Genomic DNA, 18,164 nt, shown 5'->3' on the forward strand with positions numbered 1-18,164 from the left:
CGAAATAAACAAAAGTTGATCCTTTTTGTACTGTTTCATAGAAATATTTCTAACAGAATTGAAATATCAAAAAACCAAAATACAATCGATTGGCATAACTACATCGATTTCGAAAACTAGAAAAAATTCCGATTTTATCAAAACCTCCAAAAACTTTACATTTTACACACCAAAATATTCCACTCAACGATCATATTTAATTTTACCCCCTTTTTTTTCCATATTTTTTGAGCAGAAATCACAAATAAAAAGGAAGTAATATAACATTACTTCCTTTCTAAAAAAACTTCTAAAATATAGTCGTCCTTAAATTATTTAATGACTCACAATAATACTTTTTGTTAGCCTAGAGGTTTTTCCTTCAAACATAACAACATACATCCCATTAGCAAAATTTGAAACATCAAGAACATAAGTATGCTTTCCATTTTCAATTGTTTTTATCATAACGACAGCCCCCAAAAAATCCATTATTTTTAGCATTCCTTTTTCATTGGTTTTTACATGTAAAAGCTCGTTAGATGGATTTGGGTACGCTACAAATCGCTTTGACTCAAGTGTACTCCCCTCAACCGACAAGTTATCACAAACAATTGGAACATTTTCCTCAGGGATCACAGGTTCTTGATATTCAAATCCTACTTGAGAAACATCCTCTAAAAACACATTTTGTACGCCATCAATAGAGCAAATATAATTCGCATCATTTACTGCTGCTGCGATAGATGGTCCGATGACACTCTCCCCTCCATCTTGTGAAATATCAGTTATATCATCAACTAACTCCTCTGGCATTAAATAAAAATGCTTTGACTTCAATTGGGCCACCATTCCAAACTCTGCATCAACATCAACAACTTTTACATAACTATAAGTACCAATTTCTAATCCTACATCCTGACAATATTTTTTTGATATAAAGCCACCTTCTATTCTAGCATCAAACCCACTACCTTTTGAACGAATACCTTCTGCATCTACTGCTCCACAGTGCATTGCATGGGGAGAAATCATCAAAGTAGAATTTCCTTGTTCGCTATAAATATTCCTAGCAACAATGTCAAAATTCCCTCCATATTGGACATTATTCATTTTGGTATACCCTGTTTCTAATCGTAATGTTGCGCCACCAAACCCATAGAGATCTTTAAAAAGTACATTCGTTGCGGCTTGAGACTGAATTGTTCCATATCCATAAGCGGCATTGCAGACACTTCCAGACCTAACAATACCATTCACAGGCATAAAATAATTTGTTGGCACTTCAGATCTGTTTACCATTGTCACTATAAAATCCTCCAACCTATCGGTGTACTCTTCCACCATTTCCTCTTTAGTATCATTACCGGGAAGTGTTCCTGTGGCAGCTATTTCGTTTAAAACAGTTGTTAAACCTTGAATAATGGGATCTAACAAATCTTTAGCATTTTGTTGATCTTCATCTGGAATTAAACTCTCTATTGAAGCAATATGTGTAGTATGAACCGTGGTTACATTTGATATATAACCTGAATCCATAACCAACGCCAAATCAAAGGCTGTCAATATTTCACTATCCGTCCCTGTTAAGGTATTTTTTATAGAACTATCTGAATAACCTCCTACTTTGGTTGTTCCTAAAGTAACCACCGAAAAATCTGTATATATATCATTTACATGAAAATCAGCTACTAAAAAATTCTCTGCATTTCGAATAGCAAAAACAGTAACATTATTATTAACAACTTGAGTTAAATCAATTGTATAACGTCCGGGTTCAGTAGCATCACAAATATGACCTTCTTCCAAACCTGTTAGATCTGAACAAATAACACTTACATTGTAGATTCTTTCCTTACCATCAGCCAATTTGAACATCGCATAGTTTTTTCCATCATCAACCTGAAAGGGTCTTATAATGGCATCAGGATCGATTTCAATATGTACATTAGATTTTAAATCAATATTTCGAATGGTATAGTTCCCTGCTGGAATTGTTAAAACGCCCCCGCCGTTTTCTGAAATATCGTCTATTGCCGTTTGCCAAGCAAGGCTATCATCTGTATCAAAATCATTATCTACCGAATAGTCGGTGACAATATTTCTATCATAATTTGAATTGCTAACAATAGTATAAAAATTGCTTTCTAAATCAATTTGAGCATTGCTAAAAAGTGTAGTTAAAATACTAAAAAGGAAAATAATTTTATTTGGTTTCATTTATTAAGTTTTGAACAAAACTAAAAACCAAAGGTAAAAACGATGTAGCTTAAGGGTAATTTAATGTCTTCTACCGTTTATTAAACAGAAAAGTAATCCAACTCTTTAGAGTTGTTTTTTAATTTCGTCATGCTTGCATTCAGCTCAAAACCAAGCAATAGAATAATAGAATTCAGCCAAATAAATAACATCATAATTAATAAGGTTCCTATAGAACCATATAATTCATTGTATTTGGCAAATTTTTCCACATAAATTCCAAAACCATAAAAAGTAAAAACATATAATATTGTTGTCAATACAGCTCCAGGAGAAAAAAATGAAGATTGTCTGCCTTCCTTTGTACCGAAATAATAAAGCAATGATACCGTGGTAAATATCATGAAAATAAAAATTAAATATCTAATATTCCCTAACCATATATACTGATCACTCAACCAACCATTTTGCATTAAAAAATCCAATCCAAACTTAAATGAGATGGTAAATACAACAGTTACGATAAGCAACACAGACATTAATAATGAAGTACCCAAAGAAACGACATATCCTTTTACCACGCTCCTTACTTCTGTTACATGGTAAGAATACTCGAAACCACCGAAAATAGCATTGATACCATTGGTCATTAAAAAAATAGAAACTAAAAAACCAAAGGACAGCAAACCTCCATATTTATTATTCGCAATATCTTCTAATATAGGCACTACAGCATCATAAGTTTTTGGGGGTACTGCTTCAGAAATAAGCTCCATAAAACTCTCTTGAAATCCATCAATAGGGATAAAAGGTATCAATGTTAACATAAACAGCATAAAAGGAAAAATAGCCATAAAAAAGCTATAAGAAATACCACCTGCTCTTGATGTTAAACCACCACGAACTATCCCTACAACATACATATGTAATAGATCATAAAGAGACATTCCCTCTAGGCCTGGTATTTTGATTCTTTTCCCTAAGTCGAAAATTTTCTCAATCATAGCTATTACAATCCAACTTTTAAAAAGCTTTCAAACTCAAATCCATATTATATACAGAATGAGTTAAGGCTCCAGAAGATATAAAATCTACCCCACACTCTGCATAGCCTCTTAAAGTTTCTTCATTTATTCCTCCAGAAGATTCTGTTTGACATTTACCATTAATCATGGCAACTGCTTTTCTAGTATCCTCAAAAGTAAAGTTATCGATTAATATTCGGTGAATACCATCTGAATTCAATATTTCTCTTATTTCTGCTAAATCTCGTGCTTCTATAATAATTTTCAAGTCTTTACCGGTATCTTTTAAATAAGCATGTGTTTTGGCAATAGCCTTAGTTATACCTCCGGCAAAATCTATATGGTTATCTTTCAACATGATCATATCATATAGAGCAAATCTATGATTTACACCTCCTCCAATTTTAACAGCCCATTTCTCTAACGCTCGAATTCCTGGAGTTGTTTTACGTGTATCTAAAATTTTTGTTTGGGTGCCTTCTAATAAATTGGTATAATGTTTTGTTTTGGTTGCAATAGCACTCATTCTTTGCATTACATTAAGAACCAGTCTTTCTGCTTTCAAAATTGCATGTGACGTTCCTTCCACAGTCAACACCACATCTCCTTGTTTTACCTCTGCACCATCCGCAATTAAAATATTAAGTTTTATACTAGGTTCCACATATTTAAAAACTCTTTCAGCAAAAGATACCCCTGCAATCACTCCGGTGTCCTTTACCAATAGCTGAGCTTTTCCTGTTGCCTCAGCGGGTATACAAGCTAAAGAACTATGATCCCCATCTCCTACATCCTCTCGGATAGAATTTTCAATTATTATTTCTAGTTCTTTTTCAAATTGGGCTTCGCTGATCATAGTATTAAATTTATGTCACAAAAATACATTTTCTATCATCCTTAAAAAAAATATTTTTTAGTTAAATCTTAGGTAAGAATCACTGTAATATTTCAAAATAATTTCTTCTAATCTCTATATTTGCAATATGAAAATAAAACTTTTAGCCATAGGTAAAACAGATGATAAAAATCTGAATGCATTGATAGAAACATATAATTCTCGATTGAAGCATTATGTGAAATTTGAGTTGGAAATTATTCCTGACATAAAAAATGTAAAAAACCTTTCTCAAAGCCAACAAAAAGAAAAAGAAGGGGAACTTATTCTAAAAAAACTTCAACCTACGGATCAATTAATTTTACTTGATGAAAAAGGAAAAGACTTCAGCTCGGTTGACTTTTCAAAATATCTCCAAAAAAAGATGAATTCAGGAATCAAACAATTAGTTTTTGTTATTGGTGGACCTTATGGGTTTTCTGACACAATATATAAAAAATCCATGGGCAAGGTTTCTTTTTCTAAAATGACCTTCTCGCATCAAATGATTCGATTATTTGTGGTAGAACAAATTTACAGAGGTTTCACTATTCTTAAAAATGAGCCCTACCATCATGAATGATTTTTTACACTTTTAATTTAAATTCAATTTCAACGGGTATAATAACAATTCTTCTTTGCGTTCCTACATCTATTTATTCTACCCTGTAAAAACATATATCAATAAAACTTTTGGAGGAGTCATTTATATGTAAAAAAATATAGCAACCAAACACTCATAAATAAAGGCATTTTTAAATATACTAACAATGCAAGATATAATTATCGCTTTCTAGGACTGTACAAACCAGATATTCCTTCACATTCAAAAACAGCCATAGTCGTTGCAGTATTCTACCGCATTCATATATTTGGATACACTATTACTTTACTGAATTACCAAACATTACAAAGACACATTTAAACTAAATTACCCACAAACACACACGATTTATTCCCAAATACATGTTGTTTTCACTTATCATCTTCCTTTGCGAAGAACAATAATCATTTAAAACAACAATATGAAATTAAAATTACACTTAAAATTAATTACACTTTTAACAATTATTATTAGTGCTCAAATTAGCACAGCACAAGATGAAACTTTTGAAACTGATGGGGATTGGAATACCGCATCAAATTGGTCAAACTCAACAATAGCAACAGGAATAGCAACACTTTCTGCTTCTCCTACGCTAACGCAGTCAGAAGTTGTTGGATCACTTATAACTGATACTGCAACTGAAAACTACACCGTGAACGGAGCTGAATTTAAATTAACATTAAACGGTACAACTCCAATAATTGACAACAACTTATCAGGGACATTAACCTTAGATACAGATATTGACTTAAATGTTTCAGATGGATTTATACTTAACTCTGCCTTTGCTTCAAATAAATTGGTGTTTTCTCCTTCAAGAACCATAACGTTGTTAAATAAAATAAAAGTAAAATCAAACAACGACACCCCTATTGAGTTTCACGGGACAGTTAATTGTAATAATAACAACCTTACAATATCCAATGGGGCCTATTCAGCAAATGGAGCAATCGAATTTAAAAGTACTGCACAAATAACCAACGTCTCCACGTTACTTCTTTTTGAAGAAAAAATCGTTTCAAACATTACCACTACAGGAGGTTTTTTACCATCAGGTGGAGTATTTAAATTTCAAGGAACAAACTCAGGTGGGGCTTTAGTTATTAATGGAGCAAACACTATTGAAGGAACAATAAACGGAGCCAAGGGAGAACATACTTTGTACTTAAATGCTAATCAAAATAATATTACACAATTAAAAACAGTTGCTGGTGCTACATTAAACATTGAATTAGATGAATCTGTAACAGAAATTGTATTTAATTCTAAATCTTTATTTGGTACCACTAATTTCAAAAACTTTAGCGATAATGTAATAAAAATTGATGTAGACCTTTCTGCTTCGGACTTAGCCTCTTTACAAATAGATGGTGTCTCAAATGCTATATCTCAAGTTACGGATTCCGAATCTGCGCTTTACAGAACTCTGTTTGATAACAGAACGGCTTCTGCAAATAAAAACGAACTTGACGGTGTGTCAATTTACCCAAATCCATCCACTGAATATGTAAATATATCTACTGATTTGAATAGCAAAATCTCTATACTTAATTTAGCTGGACAAACCGTTTATAGTACTTATGCAAAAAATAAAACCACTCATATAACGGTTACAGATTTCACACCTGGTGTATATATTATAGCTATTATTAACAATGGAAAATCTTACAATTCTAAATTGATAATTGAATAATCCTATCCTATTTCTTATCTGAAGCTCGTTGAAATTGTTCAACGAGCTTTTTTTGTATCTTAAAAAAAAAGCATCTTATGATTTTAGGAGTATCAAAATGGTTTGGAGAAAAAGTAGGTATCGAAGAAAAATACATGAGATTAATCTTTACGATCGCTATTGTTTTTTACGGAGTAGGATTAGGGTTTTATATCGCTCTATGGCTCTATAAAATAATCTCAAAAGAATAATTACTTATTCTTCTCTTCTATCCAACGAGACATAAACTCAGTACTTCTCATTGTATGAAACAAAAGCATACCTCCAATAAAATTGGACTCTCTATGTGTGTTTATATTTTGCTTTATCTCATTAATTTTTTCATACAATTTGAGACGAAAAGAATCTTTAGAAAAACAATTTTCAATAATTTCAAAACCAGCAATTTGAGATTTCTCCCATAACTCTTGATTTGTATACAATTCCTTTGCTCCAATAATTAATTCATCGAGCGAATCACTAATTACCCCAGGCCATTCAAATGATTCATGCATTCCCTCTGCTCCAACACTTGTAGTTACGCTAGGAGTCCCGGTTAACATAGCATCAATGAACTTTCCTTTCAAACCAGCTCCAAAACGCAATGGAGCTAATAGCACTCTAGCATTTTGAACAACAGTATGCGCATCCTTAGCCCATCCTTTTATATAAAAACGTTCTTTAGGGTTATGCAATTGCATTGCTTTTTGAGGAGGATACGAACCATAAATATGTAGCTCAGATCCAGGCACTAATTTTCTCAATAATGGCCATACTTCTTTCTTCAAATACAACACACTATCCCAATTCGGTTCATGTCGAAAACTTCCTATCGTGACAAAATGCAACCTATCCTTAAAAATTGGAAATTCTTTTTTCGCAGATTCACTTACTGCATCTAACAAAAATGGAATATACAGCAAAATACTAGCAGGCACCTTAAAAACCTCTTGTAAAATTTTCATTTCAACAGAAGAAATCATCAAACTTAAGTCTGATCGAAAAATACTCGCTATTTCTCTTTTAGCGATCTCTGACAGAAAGTCCTTTTCCTCAAATTCACGTCCATCCTTAAAGGCTTTTTGACGCGCTTTTCTGAGACAATGTAAATCTTCAGTATCTAAAATTCTTATGGATGTTGGGCTGTGCTTTTCAACCCTCCAACCAAACTGTTCCTCTGTCATAAACCGATCAAACAAAACAATCGTTGGTTTTAAATCCTCAATATAACAGTCAAAACTAGCATCGTTCAACGCTATTTTTTTTACCTCTATTTCTAAATTTTCCAGCGGATATCGATATTGACTATCTTCTGTTGCACTTGCAAAAGTAACTTTATACCCATCTTCTAAAAAGCAAGAAATAAGCTGCATCATCCTACTACCAGCAGCAGATGAATTTGGTTCTGGCCAAACACTTCCTATTACAAGTACTGTATTTAACATCACATTCCTTTTATCAAAAGTTCTTCAACCAATTCTTTTGTCATCTTTTGACCAGCAGTGTTACTCCTTATGGCATCAAAAGTATATCTATAATCGCAACCGTCCTTATAAGCAGAACATCCGTAAGAAGAACTTCCTTTAATAATTTCTCCTTTTTTACACTTAGGACAAATCAAGGCACCAGAAACAGCATATTTTTTTGACTCTTCTGGTTTTAGTATTAACTGATGACTATCATCGAATGAAATAGCTCCATTTATTTTAGTCCCATCTTGCTTAAATCCTTTTAAAACAACAGTCGCTCCTTTCGATAACAATCTCTTAAATTGATTAACTGAAACCTTTTTACCCATAAATTCAAAAGGCAATCTAAAATTGCATCCCTCTTTATATTCAGAACACCCATATGCACTCGTTCCTTTTAGCAATCTACCTTTTTTACATTTAGGACATTCACTACCTGTTAAATCACTTTTGCTAGCAGTTTTAGAAGGCTTTGTCAATGGCTTCTGTTCTGCAGAAAAACGTCTGGTATTTTTTTCCATACGCACCTCTATCACCAAATCGTCCACCATTTTTTTCATGTTATTGATAAACTGCCCAGCACTATAATTCCCTTCCTCTATTTCTTTAAGTTGTTTCTCCCACTGCCCTGTTAACTCCGCAGATTTCAAAAGCTCGTTTTGAATAGTGTCAATTAGCTGAATCCCCATTTGAGTAGGAAGAATCTGTTTTTTATTCCTCTCAATATACTTTCTACGAAAAAGCGTTTCAATGATATTTGCCCTGGTGGAAGGTCTTCCAATTCCATTGGCCTTCATTAAATCCCTAAGCTCATCATCCTCCACTTGCTTTCCAGCAGTCTCCATAGCCCTCAATAATGTTGCCTCAGAATAATTTTTTGGAGGTTTGGTTGTTTTTTCATTAAACGATGGACTGTGTGGCCCTGATTCTCCTTTAACAAAGGTTGGCATAAGCACCTCATCTTTGTTTGTGGATTTAGATTTCGCAGAAACAAAAACAGCCCTCCATCCTTCAGATAATATTTCCTTACCAGTTGCTTTAAAACTAATTTTTGCAGCCTCCCCAATAACAGCAGTATTAGACACCTCACATTCAGGATAAAAAACAGCAATAAATCTTCTTGTAATGATATCATAAACATTATGATCATGTTCCCCTAAATGACTTTCCATACCTGTAGGAATGATAGCGTGGTGATCTGTTACTTTTTTTGAATCAAATACTTTTTTAGATTTTTTTAAAGGTTGTCCTTTTAACGGTGCTGTTAGTGCTGCATATTGCGTCAGTTTTCCCAAAATACCTGGAACTTTAGGGAAAATATCATCTGGCAAAAATGTAGTATCTACCCTTGGATAGGTTACTAATTTTTGTTCATATAGCTTTTGAATTATCTTCAAGGTTTGATCTGCTGTATACCCAAACTTGGTATTGCAATAAACTTGCAAACCTGTTAAATCAAATAATTTTGGAGCATACTCTTTACCTTTCTTTTTGGTAACAGAAATAATCTCAAAAGGAGCATCTTTTACAAGATTCAAAGACGCTTCTCCATCCTCTTTTTTTAGAAACTTCCCTTGTTCATTATTAAAAACGGTATTTCTATATTCTGTTTGTAACTCCCAATAAGGCTTAGGTTTAAAATATAATATTTCTTTATATCTGTTCACTAGCATTGCCAAAGTTGGAGTTTGTACGCGTCCAACTGAAAGAACTTGCTTTTGCGCTCCATACCGAAGCGTATACAAACGAGTTGCATTCATTCCTAACAACCAATCTCCAATCGCTCTTGAACTACCAGCATAATAAAGGTTGTCATAATCTTCTCCATTTTTCAGGTTTTCAAATCCTTCTTTTATCGCCTCTGGAGTCAAAGAAGAAATCCAAAGTCTATCTACTTTACCTGTATAATTTGCCTGTTTGATTACCCAGCGTTGAATCAATTCTCCTTCTTGACCAGCATCCCCACAATTTATCACAACGTCGGCTTTATCAAATAATGCTTTAATGGTATTAAATTGCTTTTGGACCCCATCATTACTCGTCAATTTTATATCAAACTTATCGGGCAACATTGGTAAGGTATTCAAATCCCAACGCTTCCAATGCGGTTTATAATCATCTGGCGTGAATAAAGTACACAAGTGACCAAAAGTCCATGTTATTTGGTATCCATTTCCTTCAAAATAACCATCATGTCGTTGATTCGCTCCTAATATAGTAGCAATTTCTCTAGCAACACTCGGCTTCTCGGCAATACATACTTTCATAAAATTCTTGGTTTTTAAAGCGGGAGGACACAAACTTACACAACTATTTTTAATTAGAAAACAAAACTACCTCTGTAAAAAGATGAGTTTTCAACGGTTTTCTGAACAAATATTTTGATTTAATTAACTTCAAAAAGATTTCAAAAGCCTAATTTTGTATCAGTCATGAAAAATTATATCAATTTCAATCACAGTTTTACTATTGTTATATGCTGTACACTTTTTTTTCTTTCCTCAAGAATTAGTGGCCAAATTGAATCTATGCGCCCAGGTAGTTTGGATAATGATAAGGATTTTGTAATTCCATCGATTCCCAATAGTCCAAATGCTACCTTTGAATTTATCAACCCTGAGAATGAAGCGGAAAAATTTGAAGCAGCTCTGAATAGAATTATGCTGCAACAAATTGCCAACCAAGAATTAAAAGATTTACAACAAAAAGGAATTATTGATAAAGAAAAATTTTACAAACAGAGAGTAAAAGCTGAAATGGATGCCATTTCAAATCGAATGCCTATAGTAGACAAAGATTTGGGTGGATTTAGTACTCAAAGTGAATACATAACTATTATCTGTAGAGACTTTTCTTATGCGGATGGTGACGTAGTTTCCATTGTTGTAAACGGAGAAACGCGAGTTCGATATATAGAACTAACAAATAGCTATCAACAATTTACCATAAATTTAATTAAAGGCTTAAATACCTTATCTTTTGTTGCTCTCAATCAAGGTTCTTCTGGTCCAAATACCGCGGCCTTTATGGTGTTTGATGAAGGAGGAAGAGTATTATCATCAAATCAATGGAATCTTGCAACGGGTGCTAAAGCAACCTTATCGATTGCCCGAGATTAACCAATTACTCCAATAATAGTTCCTCTATCAGTTCAAAACTTTTAGAACTATCCCAACTTGCAGCACCTGTTTTACTTACAACTATTTCTCCTTTTTTATTGATAATATAACTAGCAGGAATATTATTTGTTTTATCAAGCTCTAGAGGCACTTCTGATTGGCTATTATAAACAGGTAAATTATAATTGTATTTGTTAAAAAAAGGCGTGATTTCTGAAATTGATTCATTCGATACAAATAAAAAAACAACCTTATCCTTATAAGCTTCATATAAACTCTGAATCGCTGGCATTTCTGCGCGACAAGGAGGACACCAAGTTGCCCAAAAATTCACAAAAACTACCTTCCCTTTAAAATCCGCTAGGTTTACATTTTTAGTATTCAAACCTTTTAGCTTCCAATTAAAATGATGTATTCTTTCTTCTTTAGAATTTAATGATGGAGAAAACGAAGTGCTTTTTATTAACCATTCTTTTGAGCTGGGATTTAATACTAATATCAATAGTATCACAAAAATCACGTTACTCCATTGCTTTTTTATTATTTCAATCATAAAAACAAAAATATCTAATATTACAGTTTCTTAGTGTAACAAAAGCTACAGTTCTTACAAAAGAATATAAAAGCAGCAATTATATTTGTAGTTTTGAGTCAAATTTAAAAATCATATGCAGCACAGTACTTTCCTAAATTTAAAAAACCTCATCAAAAACACAGATTTAGGGGGCCATAAGGATCAAAACAAAATGGTTCCAGAGGAAAGAGCTAATCTAACAACTAAAAAGTCGATTCTGGAGAATGCAAAAAAAGCAGCCGTATTGGCTTTGTTTTATCCAAATGAACAAGGTGAAACTTGCTTTGCATTAACCTTACGACCAAATTATTCTGGAACACATGCTTCTCAAGTAAGTTTTCCTGGTGGAAAAATAGAAGATACAGACAATAATTTAGAAGATACTGCGCTAAGAGAAACTTTTGAAGAAATCGGTATACCTGCACATGAAATAGAGATTTTAAGAGAAATTACTGATGTGTATATTCCACCCAGTAATTTTTTAGTAACTCCTTTCATCGGTGTCGCAAAAAACAAACTTCATTTTAAAAAAAATCATGAAGTTGAAACAATGATAGAAGTTTCAATAAAAGACCTCTTAGATGACTCTTTTCTAGCTATTGACACGAAAAACACATTTTATGCAAAAAAGGTAGAAATTCCATATTTCAAATTTGGCAACCAGATGGTCTGGGGAGCTACTGCCATGATTATCAGCGAGATTAAAGAACTTATAAAAAGGCTGTAAAAACCATTTCTTTTTGTAAATTTGTTGCCACTAAAAACTAAACGCTTCTCAATGAAATTCATTAAAAAAAATCCTTTTGGGCATATTTTATTCTTAAAAAAATGGCTTATCAGAATTGTAGGTGTGGTTTCTCATAGAAGATATAATAAGTTCAATAAATTACAGATTGAAGGTTCTGAAATCATAAGAGATTTACCAGATAGCAATGTTTTGTTTGTCGCGAATCATCAAACATATTTTGCTGATGTTGCTGCTATGTATCACGTTTTTAACGCTTCATTAAAAGGAAGAGTTGACACCATTAACAACATAGGCTATATTTGGAATCCTAAATTAAACATGTATTATATTGCTGCTGCTGAAACAATGAAAGCAGGAATACTTCCGAAGATATTTGCATACATGGGTTCCGTATCGATCCAAAGAACATGGAGAAGTGAAGGAAAAGATGTAAAAAGACAAGTAAAGATGTCTGACATTAGCAATATTGGAACCGCATTAAATGACGGTTGGGTAATTACTTTCCCACAAGGAACAACCAAACCATTTAATCCAATAAGAAGAGGTACCTCTCATATTATAAAAACTTACAAACCTATTGTGATTCCTATCGTTATTGATGGATTCAGACGTTCATTTGACAAAAAGGGATTGCTAATTAAAAAACGAGGTGTTTTGCAAAGTATGGTGATTAAAAAACCACTTCAAATTGATTATGAGAATGATTCCTTTGACGACATTGTAAAACAAATTGAAATGGCAATTGAGCAACATCCTTCTTTTTTGAAAGTTATTTCTGTTGAGGAATACAAAAAACAAGAGGATGAACTTAACAAGCAAAGAGAATTCTGGCAAACCAAAAGCTAATTAATTTCCTAGAAAACTGAATTTTCACCATCTACTACAAAAAACTTTAATTTTATTTTTTAATAGACAAAACCAATAGTTTTTATTATTTTTATCGCAAATAATGATACTATGACTATTACTCAATTAAAGTATATCCTTGCGGTTGCAGAACACAAGAATTTTACCGTAGCTTCTGAACATTGCTTTGTAACTCAGCCCACGTTAAGTATGCAAATACAAAAACTTGAAGATGAGCTAGATGTTGTAATTTTTAACAGAGCCAAAAAACCAATCTCTTTGACGGAAATTGGTGAGAAAATAGTTTTTCAGGCAAAAACTATTGTTGAAGAAAGTAATAGGATTAATGACATTGTAGATCAGCAAAAAGGTTACATAGGCGGAGAATTCAAAATAGCTATCATTCCTACCATTATGCCTACTTTGTTGCCTATGTTTTTAAAAACATTCAACACAAAACACCCTAAGGTAAATCTACAAATTGAAGAGTTAACAACAGAGGAGTGTATCAAAAAATTATCTGATGGACATATTGATGCAGCCATTGCAGCTACTCCATTAGAAAATCCAAGTATCAAAGAAAAACCTTTATACTATGAACCTTTTGTTGGTTTTATTCCGAGCTCTCATAAATTATATAACAACAAATTATTATGTGTAGATGAATTGGATGCTGATGATATTTTATTACTGAAAGACGGACATTGCTTCAAGGAAAGCATCCTTAATATGTGTAGTTCTTTCAATTCTCCAAATGCGAAATCTTTTCGTTTAGAAAGTGGGAGTTTTGATACTTTGATCAAATTAGCGAAAGAAAATCTTGGCATGACTTTACTTCCTTATTTGCATAGTTTAGATTTATCTGCGGAGGACAAAAAACTTTTAAGAGAATTTGAAAAACCTGTCCCGGCTAGAGAAGTTAGTTTGCTATATCATAAATCGCAATTAAAAATGCAATTGATAGAAGCCCTAAAAACAACTATAGACGGTATCGTAAGAGGTGCAATATCTTTTAATGATGTAAAAATCATTAGTCCCTTAACAAAAAAGAAATAAAAAAATCCTGTAGATAATTCTACAGGATTTTTTTTTAAACTACAAGTTCTAAACTTTCTCTTAATTCTGGTTTATTTACAGTAAAACTGTTCAACCATATTTTTAATTCTTCAATTTCATAAGGTTGTAATTTTTTCATTGCTTTCTCTACTTCCTTGTGAAATAATTCCGAATTAAAACTGACCTTTTCTAATATTTCTTTAGTATAATCAAATACTGCTCTTGACATTTATTTTTTTTTTAGTAATACTTTTTCAATGCCTCAAATATACTCAAAAAAAATGCTAGATGAATCATCTAGCAGTCTTTTAACATTTGTTAACACTTCTTTTATAAAGCATTTATTTTTGCAACCAAACTAGCTGCTACTGTTTCTAATTCTGATTTAATTGATGTAAAATGTGCTTTTTTACTTTCCACATTTTTTACATGAATTTTATCCATCAAAGCATCAAAAGAAGAAATTGCCTCATCGATAATTTCCTGAGCTTTTGAAGCGTCTGCTCCTTCATTATTAAACTCCCATACGTAACATGCTTCAATAAGATCTCCTAAAGTATTATGAATATCTTTTTTTAAATTTTTAATCGCTGCCATTATTTTCTTTTTTTATTTAATGCAAATTTAGTCATTTATAACTGATTAGATGTTATAAACGAGTTAAGATAACGTATCAAACAACTCCTATTAATTCTTTTATATTTTTAAAAGTTTTATAGGTCTCTTTAGAACACTCCAACTCATCAACTTGCTCATGCAACCAAGTTGTATGATAAGGTATGTGGATAGCAGAAGCACCAATTGCTACAAGAGGAAGAATATCTGACTTTAAGGAATTTCCAATCATTAATAATTCATCAGGTGTAATATCTAAATGATTTACGATTTTTAAATAATCTGATTCTTTTTTATCACTCATCACCTCAACATGATGAAAATATTTTAACAAACCCGATTTCTCTAATTTGCGTTCTTGATCCAATAAATCTCCTTTGGTAGCAACGATCAATCTATATTTTCCTTGCAGTGCTTTCAACACTTCTTCTACTCCATCTAACAATTCAATAGGCTTTTGAAGCATATCCTTCCCAATACCTATTATCTCATTAATCACTTTTGCTGGTACCTTTTGATTCGAAATTTCAACAGCTAACTCCACCATAGATAAAATAAAAGCTTTCACACCATATCCATAATGTTTAAGGTTATTAATCTCCATTTTATATAGCTCTTGGTTGATCTTATTTTCTGTTTCATAAGCTGATAACAATCTAGCTACCTCATGCTCAGCCTCTCTAAAATAAGGTTCATTTACCCATAAAGTATCATCTGCATCAAATGCAATCACCTTTATTTTTTTCAAATCTATTTCCATAATTCATTGGCTTTAATCAAATCTTCTTCTGTATCAATTCCAATAACCTTATATGGCGTTTCAACCATTTTTATCTTTTTCCCATACTCCAAAAATCGTATTCCTTCTAACTTCTCAGTAGCCTCATTTTGTTTCATCGGCATCTCTGTAAAAGAAGTTAATGCTGATTTTCTAAACGCATAGATCCCAATATGTTTGTAATAGGTTGTAGGTATCTCTTTGTTTTGCGGATAAGGAATAGGAGACCTAGAAAAATACATAACACAATTATAAGAGTCCATAACAACTTTTACATTATTGGGGTTTTCTATTTCATCCCAATGATCCATCGGATGTACTAAAGATGCTAAATCAATCTTTTGTTCAGGATCATTTTTAAAGACTTCTATCAAATCTCTTAGAGGTTCAATTCTAGTAAAAGGTTCATCTCCTTGTACATTTACAACCACATCTACATTCAAATCAACTGCTGCCTCAGCAATTCTGTCTGAACCTGTTTCATGATTTTTTTGACTTACAAAAACCTTACCTCCCGCCGCTTCAACTTTTTCCTTTATAACCTCACTATCCGTTACCACATACACTTCATCAAAAAGTTCAGTTTGCACTGCCGCTTGATAAGTTCTAACAATTACAGGTTCACCTGCTAAATCTTTTAATAACTTCCCTGGAAATCTTGAGGCTCCAAATCGAGCTGGAATCATTGCAATCACTTTCATAATAAGAGGTAAAAAATCAAGTTTAATTAATAAAAATCAAAGATAGAAAAAAGGATTCCTTAGTTTTCATTTTTATGGAGATAATCAAAGAGAACTTCTCCATTATATTTTTTTGTACTTTAGTAAAGCATGAAAATCAAAACAACTGTAATTTATCAAAAATAACCATAAACAAAATTGAAGTTACTGTTTGTATACTAACATCCTAAAATTCAGGATAAAATCATATTTTCATGCTCAAATCAACAATACTAACTTAAAATTAAATTATGAAAAAATTATTAGCAGAATTTATTGGAACATTTTGGCTTGTTTTAGGAGGCTGTGGAAGTGCTGTTTTGGCTGCGGGAGTTGACACTGTAGGAATTGGCCTTGTGGGAGTATCTCTTGCATTTGGTTTAACCGTTTTAACAGGTGCATATGCATTAGGCCATATCTCTGGTGGACATTTTAACCCAGCAGTATCTGTTGGACTTTATTTAGGCGATCGATTTGACAAAAAAGATCTTTTGCCTTATATAATATCACAAGTAATTGGTGGTATATCGGGTGCCGCAGTGTTATTTATTATTGTAAGTAGTTCACCTGATTTTGCTGGTGTTGGAACTGCACCTGGAGCATTTGCAAGTAATTTTTATGATGCAAACGTATATGGTGTAAACTTTGGAATGATGGGAGCTCTTGTAACTGAGGTTGTCATGACATTTATGTTCTTAATAGTTATTTTAGGAGCGACACATAAAAATGCATCTCCAGGGTTTGGAGGAATGGCTATTGGTTTGGCATTGACATTGATTCATTTGATTAGTATCCCTGTAACTAATACTTCTGTTAATCCTGCAAGAAGTACAGCAAGTGCAATTTTCGTAGGAGGAGAAGCTATGGGCCAATTATGGCTATTTTGGGTTGCCCCTATTGTTGGAGCTGCATTAGCCGGTATTGTTTATAAATTTATGGCACCTAACGATTAATCTTTATAAAACCTAATAAAATGACTATATCCGAATTAATGAAATCCTCTAAAGTGTCTTTGACAAACCAATGGGGACTTGCAATTGGAACCTTTCTTGTATTTCTACTATTAACTGGTGGTACACAAACTATTGTTGAGGAATATCCTTTCGCGATTATTTTCTCTGCTTTAATTTCAGGCCCTTTTGCAACTGGCTTAAGTCTTTTTTCATTGAAAATTTCAAGAGGTGAAGATGCTAGGTTTGAAGATTCCTTTACCGGATTCTCTAACTTTTTAAATTCATTTTTAGCATATCTTTTAATGATGTTGCTCGTAACAGCGGGAATTATTTTGTTTATTGTTCCGGGTATCATTATCGGAATCGCTTTAAGCATGACCTTTTTTATCATCGCAGAAGACGACCAAATATCAGCAGTAGACGCTCTAAAGAAAAGTTATAAAATGATGGATGGTCATAAAATGAAATATTTCTTTTTATATCTAAGGTTTATAGGACTTCTATTGTTATGTATTTTAACTTTAGGTATCGGTTTACTTTGGCTAGTTCCCTATATGTATGTAACCAATGCTAAATTTTATGATAGTATTAAAGAAGACACTGTCATTGATATTTTAGCATAAGTAATCCGAACAACGAAATCAAAATAGAAAACAAATAACATAAGTTTATATTTTGTTAATTTTTCAACGCAAAGATACTTTAAAAGAAAATATTTAATATATTTGAATCATGATGAAAGAATTTTTGAACATATCTCAATTACAAAAAGCAATGACAACTGTGTTAAAATCCATTTTTAATATGGAAAATCGCGGTATGTCAGCTGTATATATTAAAGTTGAAAAACGAAAAAGTCCTTTTGATCATTTTAAGAAATAAAAATATCATT

The 18,164-nt window shown here is 32.4% G+C and carries 19 protein-coding genes; 9 read left to right on the forward strand and 10 right to left on the reverse strand.

The genetic code is table 11. The features are described 5' to 3' along the window. Window positions 1–315 precede the first annotated feature (315 nt). The 3 genes from AC2DGP_RS04650 to nadC form a co-directional block, all read right to left on the reverse strand. Window positions 316–2,199, reverse strand: coding sequence for a T9SS type A sorting domain-containing protein (locus AC2DGP_RS04650; protein WP_484491857.1), 1,884 nt, complete (start codon window positions 2,197–2,199; stop codon window positions 316–318). 80 nt (window positions 2,200–2,279) lie between these two features. Next, window positions 2,280–3,182, reverse strand: a complete 903-nt coding sequence (locus AC2DGP_RS04655) for a YihY/virulence factor BrkB family protein (protein WP_484491858.1) — start codon at window positions 3,180–3,182, stop codon at window positions 2,280–2,282. 19 nt (window positions 3,183–3,201) lie between these two features. Beyond that, the gene (gene nadC / locus AC2DGP_RS04660; RefSeq protein WP_484491859.1) at window positions 3,202–4,059 is read right to left on the reverse strand and encodes a carboxylating nicotinate-nucleotide diphosphorylase; all 858 of its coding nucleotides are present in this window, start codon (window positions 4,057–4,059) and stop codon (window positions 3,202–3,204) included. Between the two features lie 127 nt (window positions 4,060–4,186). Between nadC and rlmH the strand changes: the two genes are divergently transcribed. The 3 genes from rlmH (at window position 4,187) to AC2DGP_RS04675 (ending at window position 6,607) form a co-directional block, all read left to right on the forward strand. After that, a complete protein-coding gene (gene rlmH, locus AC2DGP_RS04665) occupies window positions 4,187–4,660 on the forward strand; it encodes a 23S rRNA (pseudouridine(1915)-N(3))-methyltransferase RlmH (protein ID WP_484491860.1) in 474 nt (157 codons plus the stop codon). Window positions 4,661–5,102: 442 nt separating this feature from the next. Next, window positions 5,103–6,377 (forward strand): T9SS type A sorting domain-containing protein, encoded by a 1,275-nt coding sequence (locus AC2DGP_RS04670; protein ID WP_484491861.1) that lies wholly within the window; start codon window positions 5,103–5,105, stop codon window positions 6,375–6,377. 77 nt (window positions 6,378–6,454) lie between these two features. After that, complete coding sequence (locus AC2DGP_RS04675) at window positions 6,455–6,607, forward strand: PspC domain-containing protein (RefSeq protein ID WP_300320522.1); 153 nt, start codon at window positions 6,455–6,457, stop codon at window positions 6,605–6,607. On the opposite strand, the gene AC2DGP_RS04680 is transcribed toward AC2DGP_RS04675, so the two are convergent. Next, window positions 6,608–7,840 carry a glycosyltransferase family 4 protein gene (locus AC2DGP_RS04680; RefSeq protein WP_484491862.1) on the reverse strand — a complete coding sequence of 411 codons (1,233 nt, stop codon included), beginning with the start codon at window positions 7,838–7,840 and terminating at the stop codon, window positions 6,608–6,610. Then, window positions 7,840–10,131: a type IA DNA topoisomerase gene (locus tag AC2DGP_RS04685; RefSeq protein ID WP_484491863.1), complete on the reverse strand. Its 2,292-nt coding sequence runs from the start codon at window positions 10,129–10,131 to the stop codon at window positions 7,840–7,842. Before AC2DGP_RS04685 ends, AC2DGP_RS04680 begins: the two co-directional genes overlap by 1 nt. 261 nt (window positions 10,132–10,392) lie before the next feature. On the opposite strand from AC2DGP_RS04685, the gene AC2DGP_RS04690 reads away from it, so the two are divergent. Next, on the forward strand, window positions 10,393–10,983 hold the full coding sequence (locus AC2DGP_RS04690) for a hypothetical protein (RefSeq protein WP_484491864.1): 591 nt from the start codon (window positions 10,393–10,395) through the stop codon (window positions 10,981–10,983). Window positions 10,984–10,987: 4 nt separating this feature from the next. On the opposite strand, the gene AC2DGP_RS04695 is transcribed toward AC2DGP_RS04690, so the two are convergent. Continuing rightward, the gene (locus AC2DGP_RS04695) at window positions 10,988–11,536 is read right to left on the reverse strand and encodes a TlpA family protein disulfide reductase (protein ID WP_484491865.1); all 549 of its coding nucleotides are present in this window, start codon (window positions 11,534–11,536) and stop codon (window positions 10,988–10,990) included. A gap of 115 nt (window positions 11,537–11,651) precedes the next feature. Between AC2DGP_RS04695 and AC2DGP_RS04700 the strand changes: the two genes are divergently transcribed. From AC2DGP_RS04700 to AC2DGP_RS04710, 3 genes are all read left to right on the forward strand, one after another. Beyond that, the gene (locus AC2DGP_RS04700) at window positions 11,652–12,284 is read left to right on the forward strand and encodes an NUDIX hydrolase (protein WP_484491866.1); all 633 of its coding nucleotides are present in this window, start codon (window positions 11,652–11,654) and stop codon (window positions 12,282–12,284) included. 51 nt (window positions 12,285–12,335) lie between these two features. Further along, a complete protein-coding gene (locus AC2DGP_RS04705; protein ID WP_300320507.1) occupies window positions 12,336–13,151 on the forward strand; it encodes a lysophospholipid acyltransferase family protein in 816 nt (271 codons plus the stop codon). A 111-nt stretch (window positions 13,152–13,262) separates the two neighbouring features. Further along, window positions 13,263–14,207: a hydrogen peroxide-inducible genes activator gene (locus AC2DGP_RS04710; RefSeq protein WP_484491867.1), complete on the forward strand. Its 945-nt coding sequence runs from the start codon at window positions 13,263–13,265 to the stop codon at window positions 14,205–14,207. Between the two features lie 34 nt (window positions 14,208–14,241). On the opposite strand, the gene AC2DGP_RS04715 is transcribed toward AC2DGP_RS04710, so the two are convergent. The 4 genes from AC2DGP_RS04715 to kdsB all read right to left on the reverse strand — a co-directional run bounded on the left by AC2DGP_RS04715 (window position 14,242) and on the right by kdsB (window position 16,301). Further along, window positions 14,242–14,436 (reverse strand): hypothetical protein, encoded by a 195-nt coding sequence (locus tag AC2DGP_RS04715; RefSeq protein ID WP_484491868.1) that lies wholly within the window; start codon window positions 14,434–14,436, stop codon window positions 14,242–14,244. A 101-nt stretch (window positions 14,437–14,537) separates the two neighbouring features. After that, window positions 14,538–14,804, reverse strand: coding sequence for a hypothetical protein (locus AC2DGP_RS04720; RefSeq protein ID WP_484491869.1), 267 nt, complete (start codon window positions 14,802–14,804; stop codon window positions 14,538–14,540). Window positions 14,805–14,880: 76 nt separating this feature from the next. Then, on the reverse strand, window positions 14,881–15,582 hold the full coding sequence (locus AC2DGP_RS04725) for an HAD family hydrolase (RefSeq protein WP_484491870.1): 702 nt from the start codon (window positions 15,580–15,582) through the stop codon (window positions 14,881–14,883). Continuing rightward, the gene (gene kdsB / locus AC2DGP_RS04730) at window positions 15,573–16,301 is read right to left on the reverse strand and encodes a 3-deoxy-manno-octulosonate cytidylyltransferase (RefSeq protein ID WP_484491871.1); all 729 of its coding nucleotides are present in this window, start codon (window positions 16,299–16,301) and stop codon (window positions 15,573–15,575) included. The genes AC2DGP_RS04725 and kdsB overlap by 10 nt, the downstream gene beginning before the upstream one ends. A 269-nt stretch (window positions 16,302–16,570) precedes the next feature. On the opposite strand from kdsB, the gene aqpZ reads away from it, so the two are divergent. Both aqpZ and AC2DGP_RS04740 read left to right on the forward strand, forming a co-directional pair. Beyond that, a complete protein-coding gene (gene aqpZ / locus AC2DGP_RS04735) occupies window positions 16,571–17,272 on the forward strand; it encodes an aquaporin Z (RefSeq protein WP_484491872.1) in 702 nt (233 codons plus the stop codon). A gap of 20 nt (window positions 17,273–17,292) precedes the next feature. Next, entirely contained in the window at window positions 17,293–17,895 is a 603-nt protein-coding gene (locus AC2DGP_RS04740; protein ID WP_484491873.1) for a DUF975 family protein, read from the forward strand. Window positions 17,896–18,164 lie beyond the last annotated feature (269 nt).

This window comes from Flavicella sp. IMCC45537 (assembly GCF_057197705.1).

Excerpts from the sequence above, each read along its gene's own strand:
- AC2DGP_RS04650 (WP_484491857.1), bottom strand. The coding sequence starts at position 2,199 with ATGAAACCAAATAAAATTATTTTCCTTTTTAGTATTTTAACTACACTT.
- AC2DGP_RS04655 (WP_484491858.1), bottom strand. The coding sequence starts at position 3,182 with ATGATTGAGAAAATTTTCGACTTAGGGAAAAGAATCAAAATACCAGGC.
- nadC (WP_484491859.1), bottom strand. The coding sequence starts at position 4,059 with ATGATCAGCGAAGCCCAATTTGAAAAAGAACTAGAAATAATAATTGAA.
- rlmH (WP_484491860.1), top strand. The coding sequence starts at position 4,187 with ATGAAAATAAAACTTTTAGCCATAGGTAAAACAGATGATAAAAATCTG.
- AC2DGP_RS04670 (WP_484491861.1), top strand. The coding sequence starts at position 5,103 with ATGAAATTAAAATTACACTTAAAATTAATTACACTTTTAACAATTATT.
- AC2DGP_RS04675 (WP_300320522.1), top strand. The coding sequence starts at position 6,455 with ATGATTTTAGGAGTATCAAAATGGTTTGGAGAAAAAGTAGGTATCGAA.
- AC2DGP_RS04680 (WP_484491862.1), bottom strand. The coding sequence starts at position 7,840 with ATGTTAAATACAGTACTTGTAATAGGAAGTGTTTGGCCAGAACCAAAT.
- AC2DGP_RS04685 (WP_484491863.1), bottom strand. The coding sequence starts at position 10,131 with ATGAAAGTATGTATTGCCGAGAAGCCGAGTGTTGCTAGAGAAATTGCT.
- AC2DGP_RS04690 (WP_484491864.1), top strand. The coding sequence starts at position 10,393 with ATGCGCCCAGGTAGTTTGGATAATGATAAGGATTTTGTAATTCCATCG.
- AC2DGP_RS04695 (WP_484491865.1), bottom strand. The coding sequence starts at position 11,536 with ATGATTGAAATAATAAAAAAGCAATGGAGTAACGTGATTTTTGTGATA.
- AC2DGP_RS04700 (WP_484491866.1), top strand. The coding sequence starts at position 11,652 with ATGCAGCACAGTACTTTCCTAAATTTAAAAAACCTCATCAAAAACACA.
- AC2DGP_RS04705 (WP_300320507.1), top strand. The coding sequence starts at position 12,336 with ATGAAATTCATTAAAAAAAATCCTTTTGGGCATATTTTATTCTTAAAA.
- AC2DGP_RS04710 (WP_484491867.1), top strand. The coding sequence starts at position 13,263 with ATGACTATTACTCAATTAAAGTATATCCTTGCGGTTGCAGAACACAAG.
- AC2DGP_RS04715 (WP_484491868.1), bottom strand. The coding sequence starts at position 14,436 with ATGTCAAGAGCAGTATTTGATTATACTAAAGAAATATTAGAAAAGGTC.
- AC2DGP_RS04720 (WP_484491869.1), bottom strand. The coding sequence starts at position 14,804 with ATGGCAGCGATTAAAAATTTAAAAAAAGATATTCATAATACTTTAGGA.
- AC2DGP_RS04725 (WP_484491870.1), bottom strand. The coding sequence starts at position 15,582 with ATGGAAATAGATTTGAAAAAAATAAAGGTGATTGCATTTGATGCAGAT.
- kdsB (WP_484491871.1), bottom strand. The coding sequence starts at position 16,301 with ATGAAAGTGATTGCAATGATTCCAGCTCGATTTGGAGCCTCAAGATTT.
- aqpZ (WP_484491872.1), top strand. The coding sequence starts at position 16,571 with ATGAAAAAATTATTAGCAGAATTTATTGGAACATTTTGGCTTGTTTTA.
- AC2DGP_RS04740 (WP_484491873.1), top strand. The coding sequence starts at position 17,293 with ATGACTATATCCGAATTAATGAAATCCTCTAAAGTGTCTTTGACAAAC.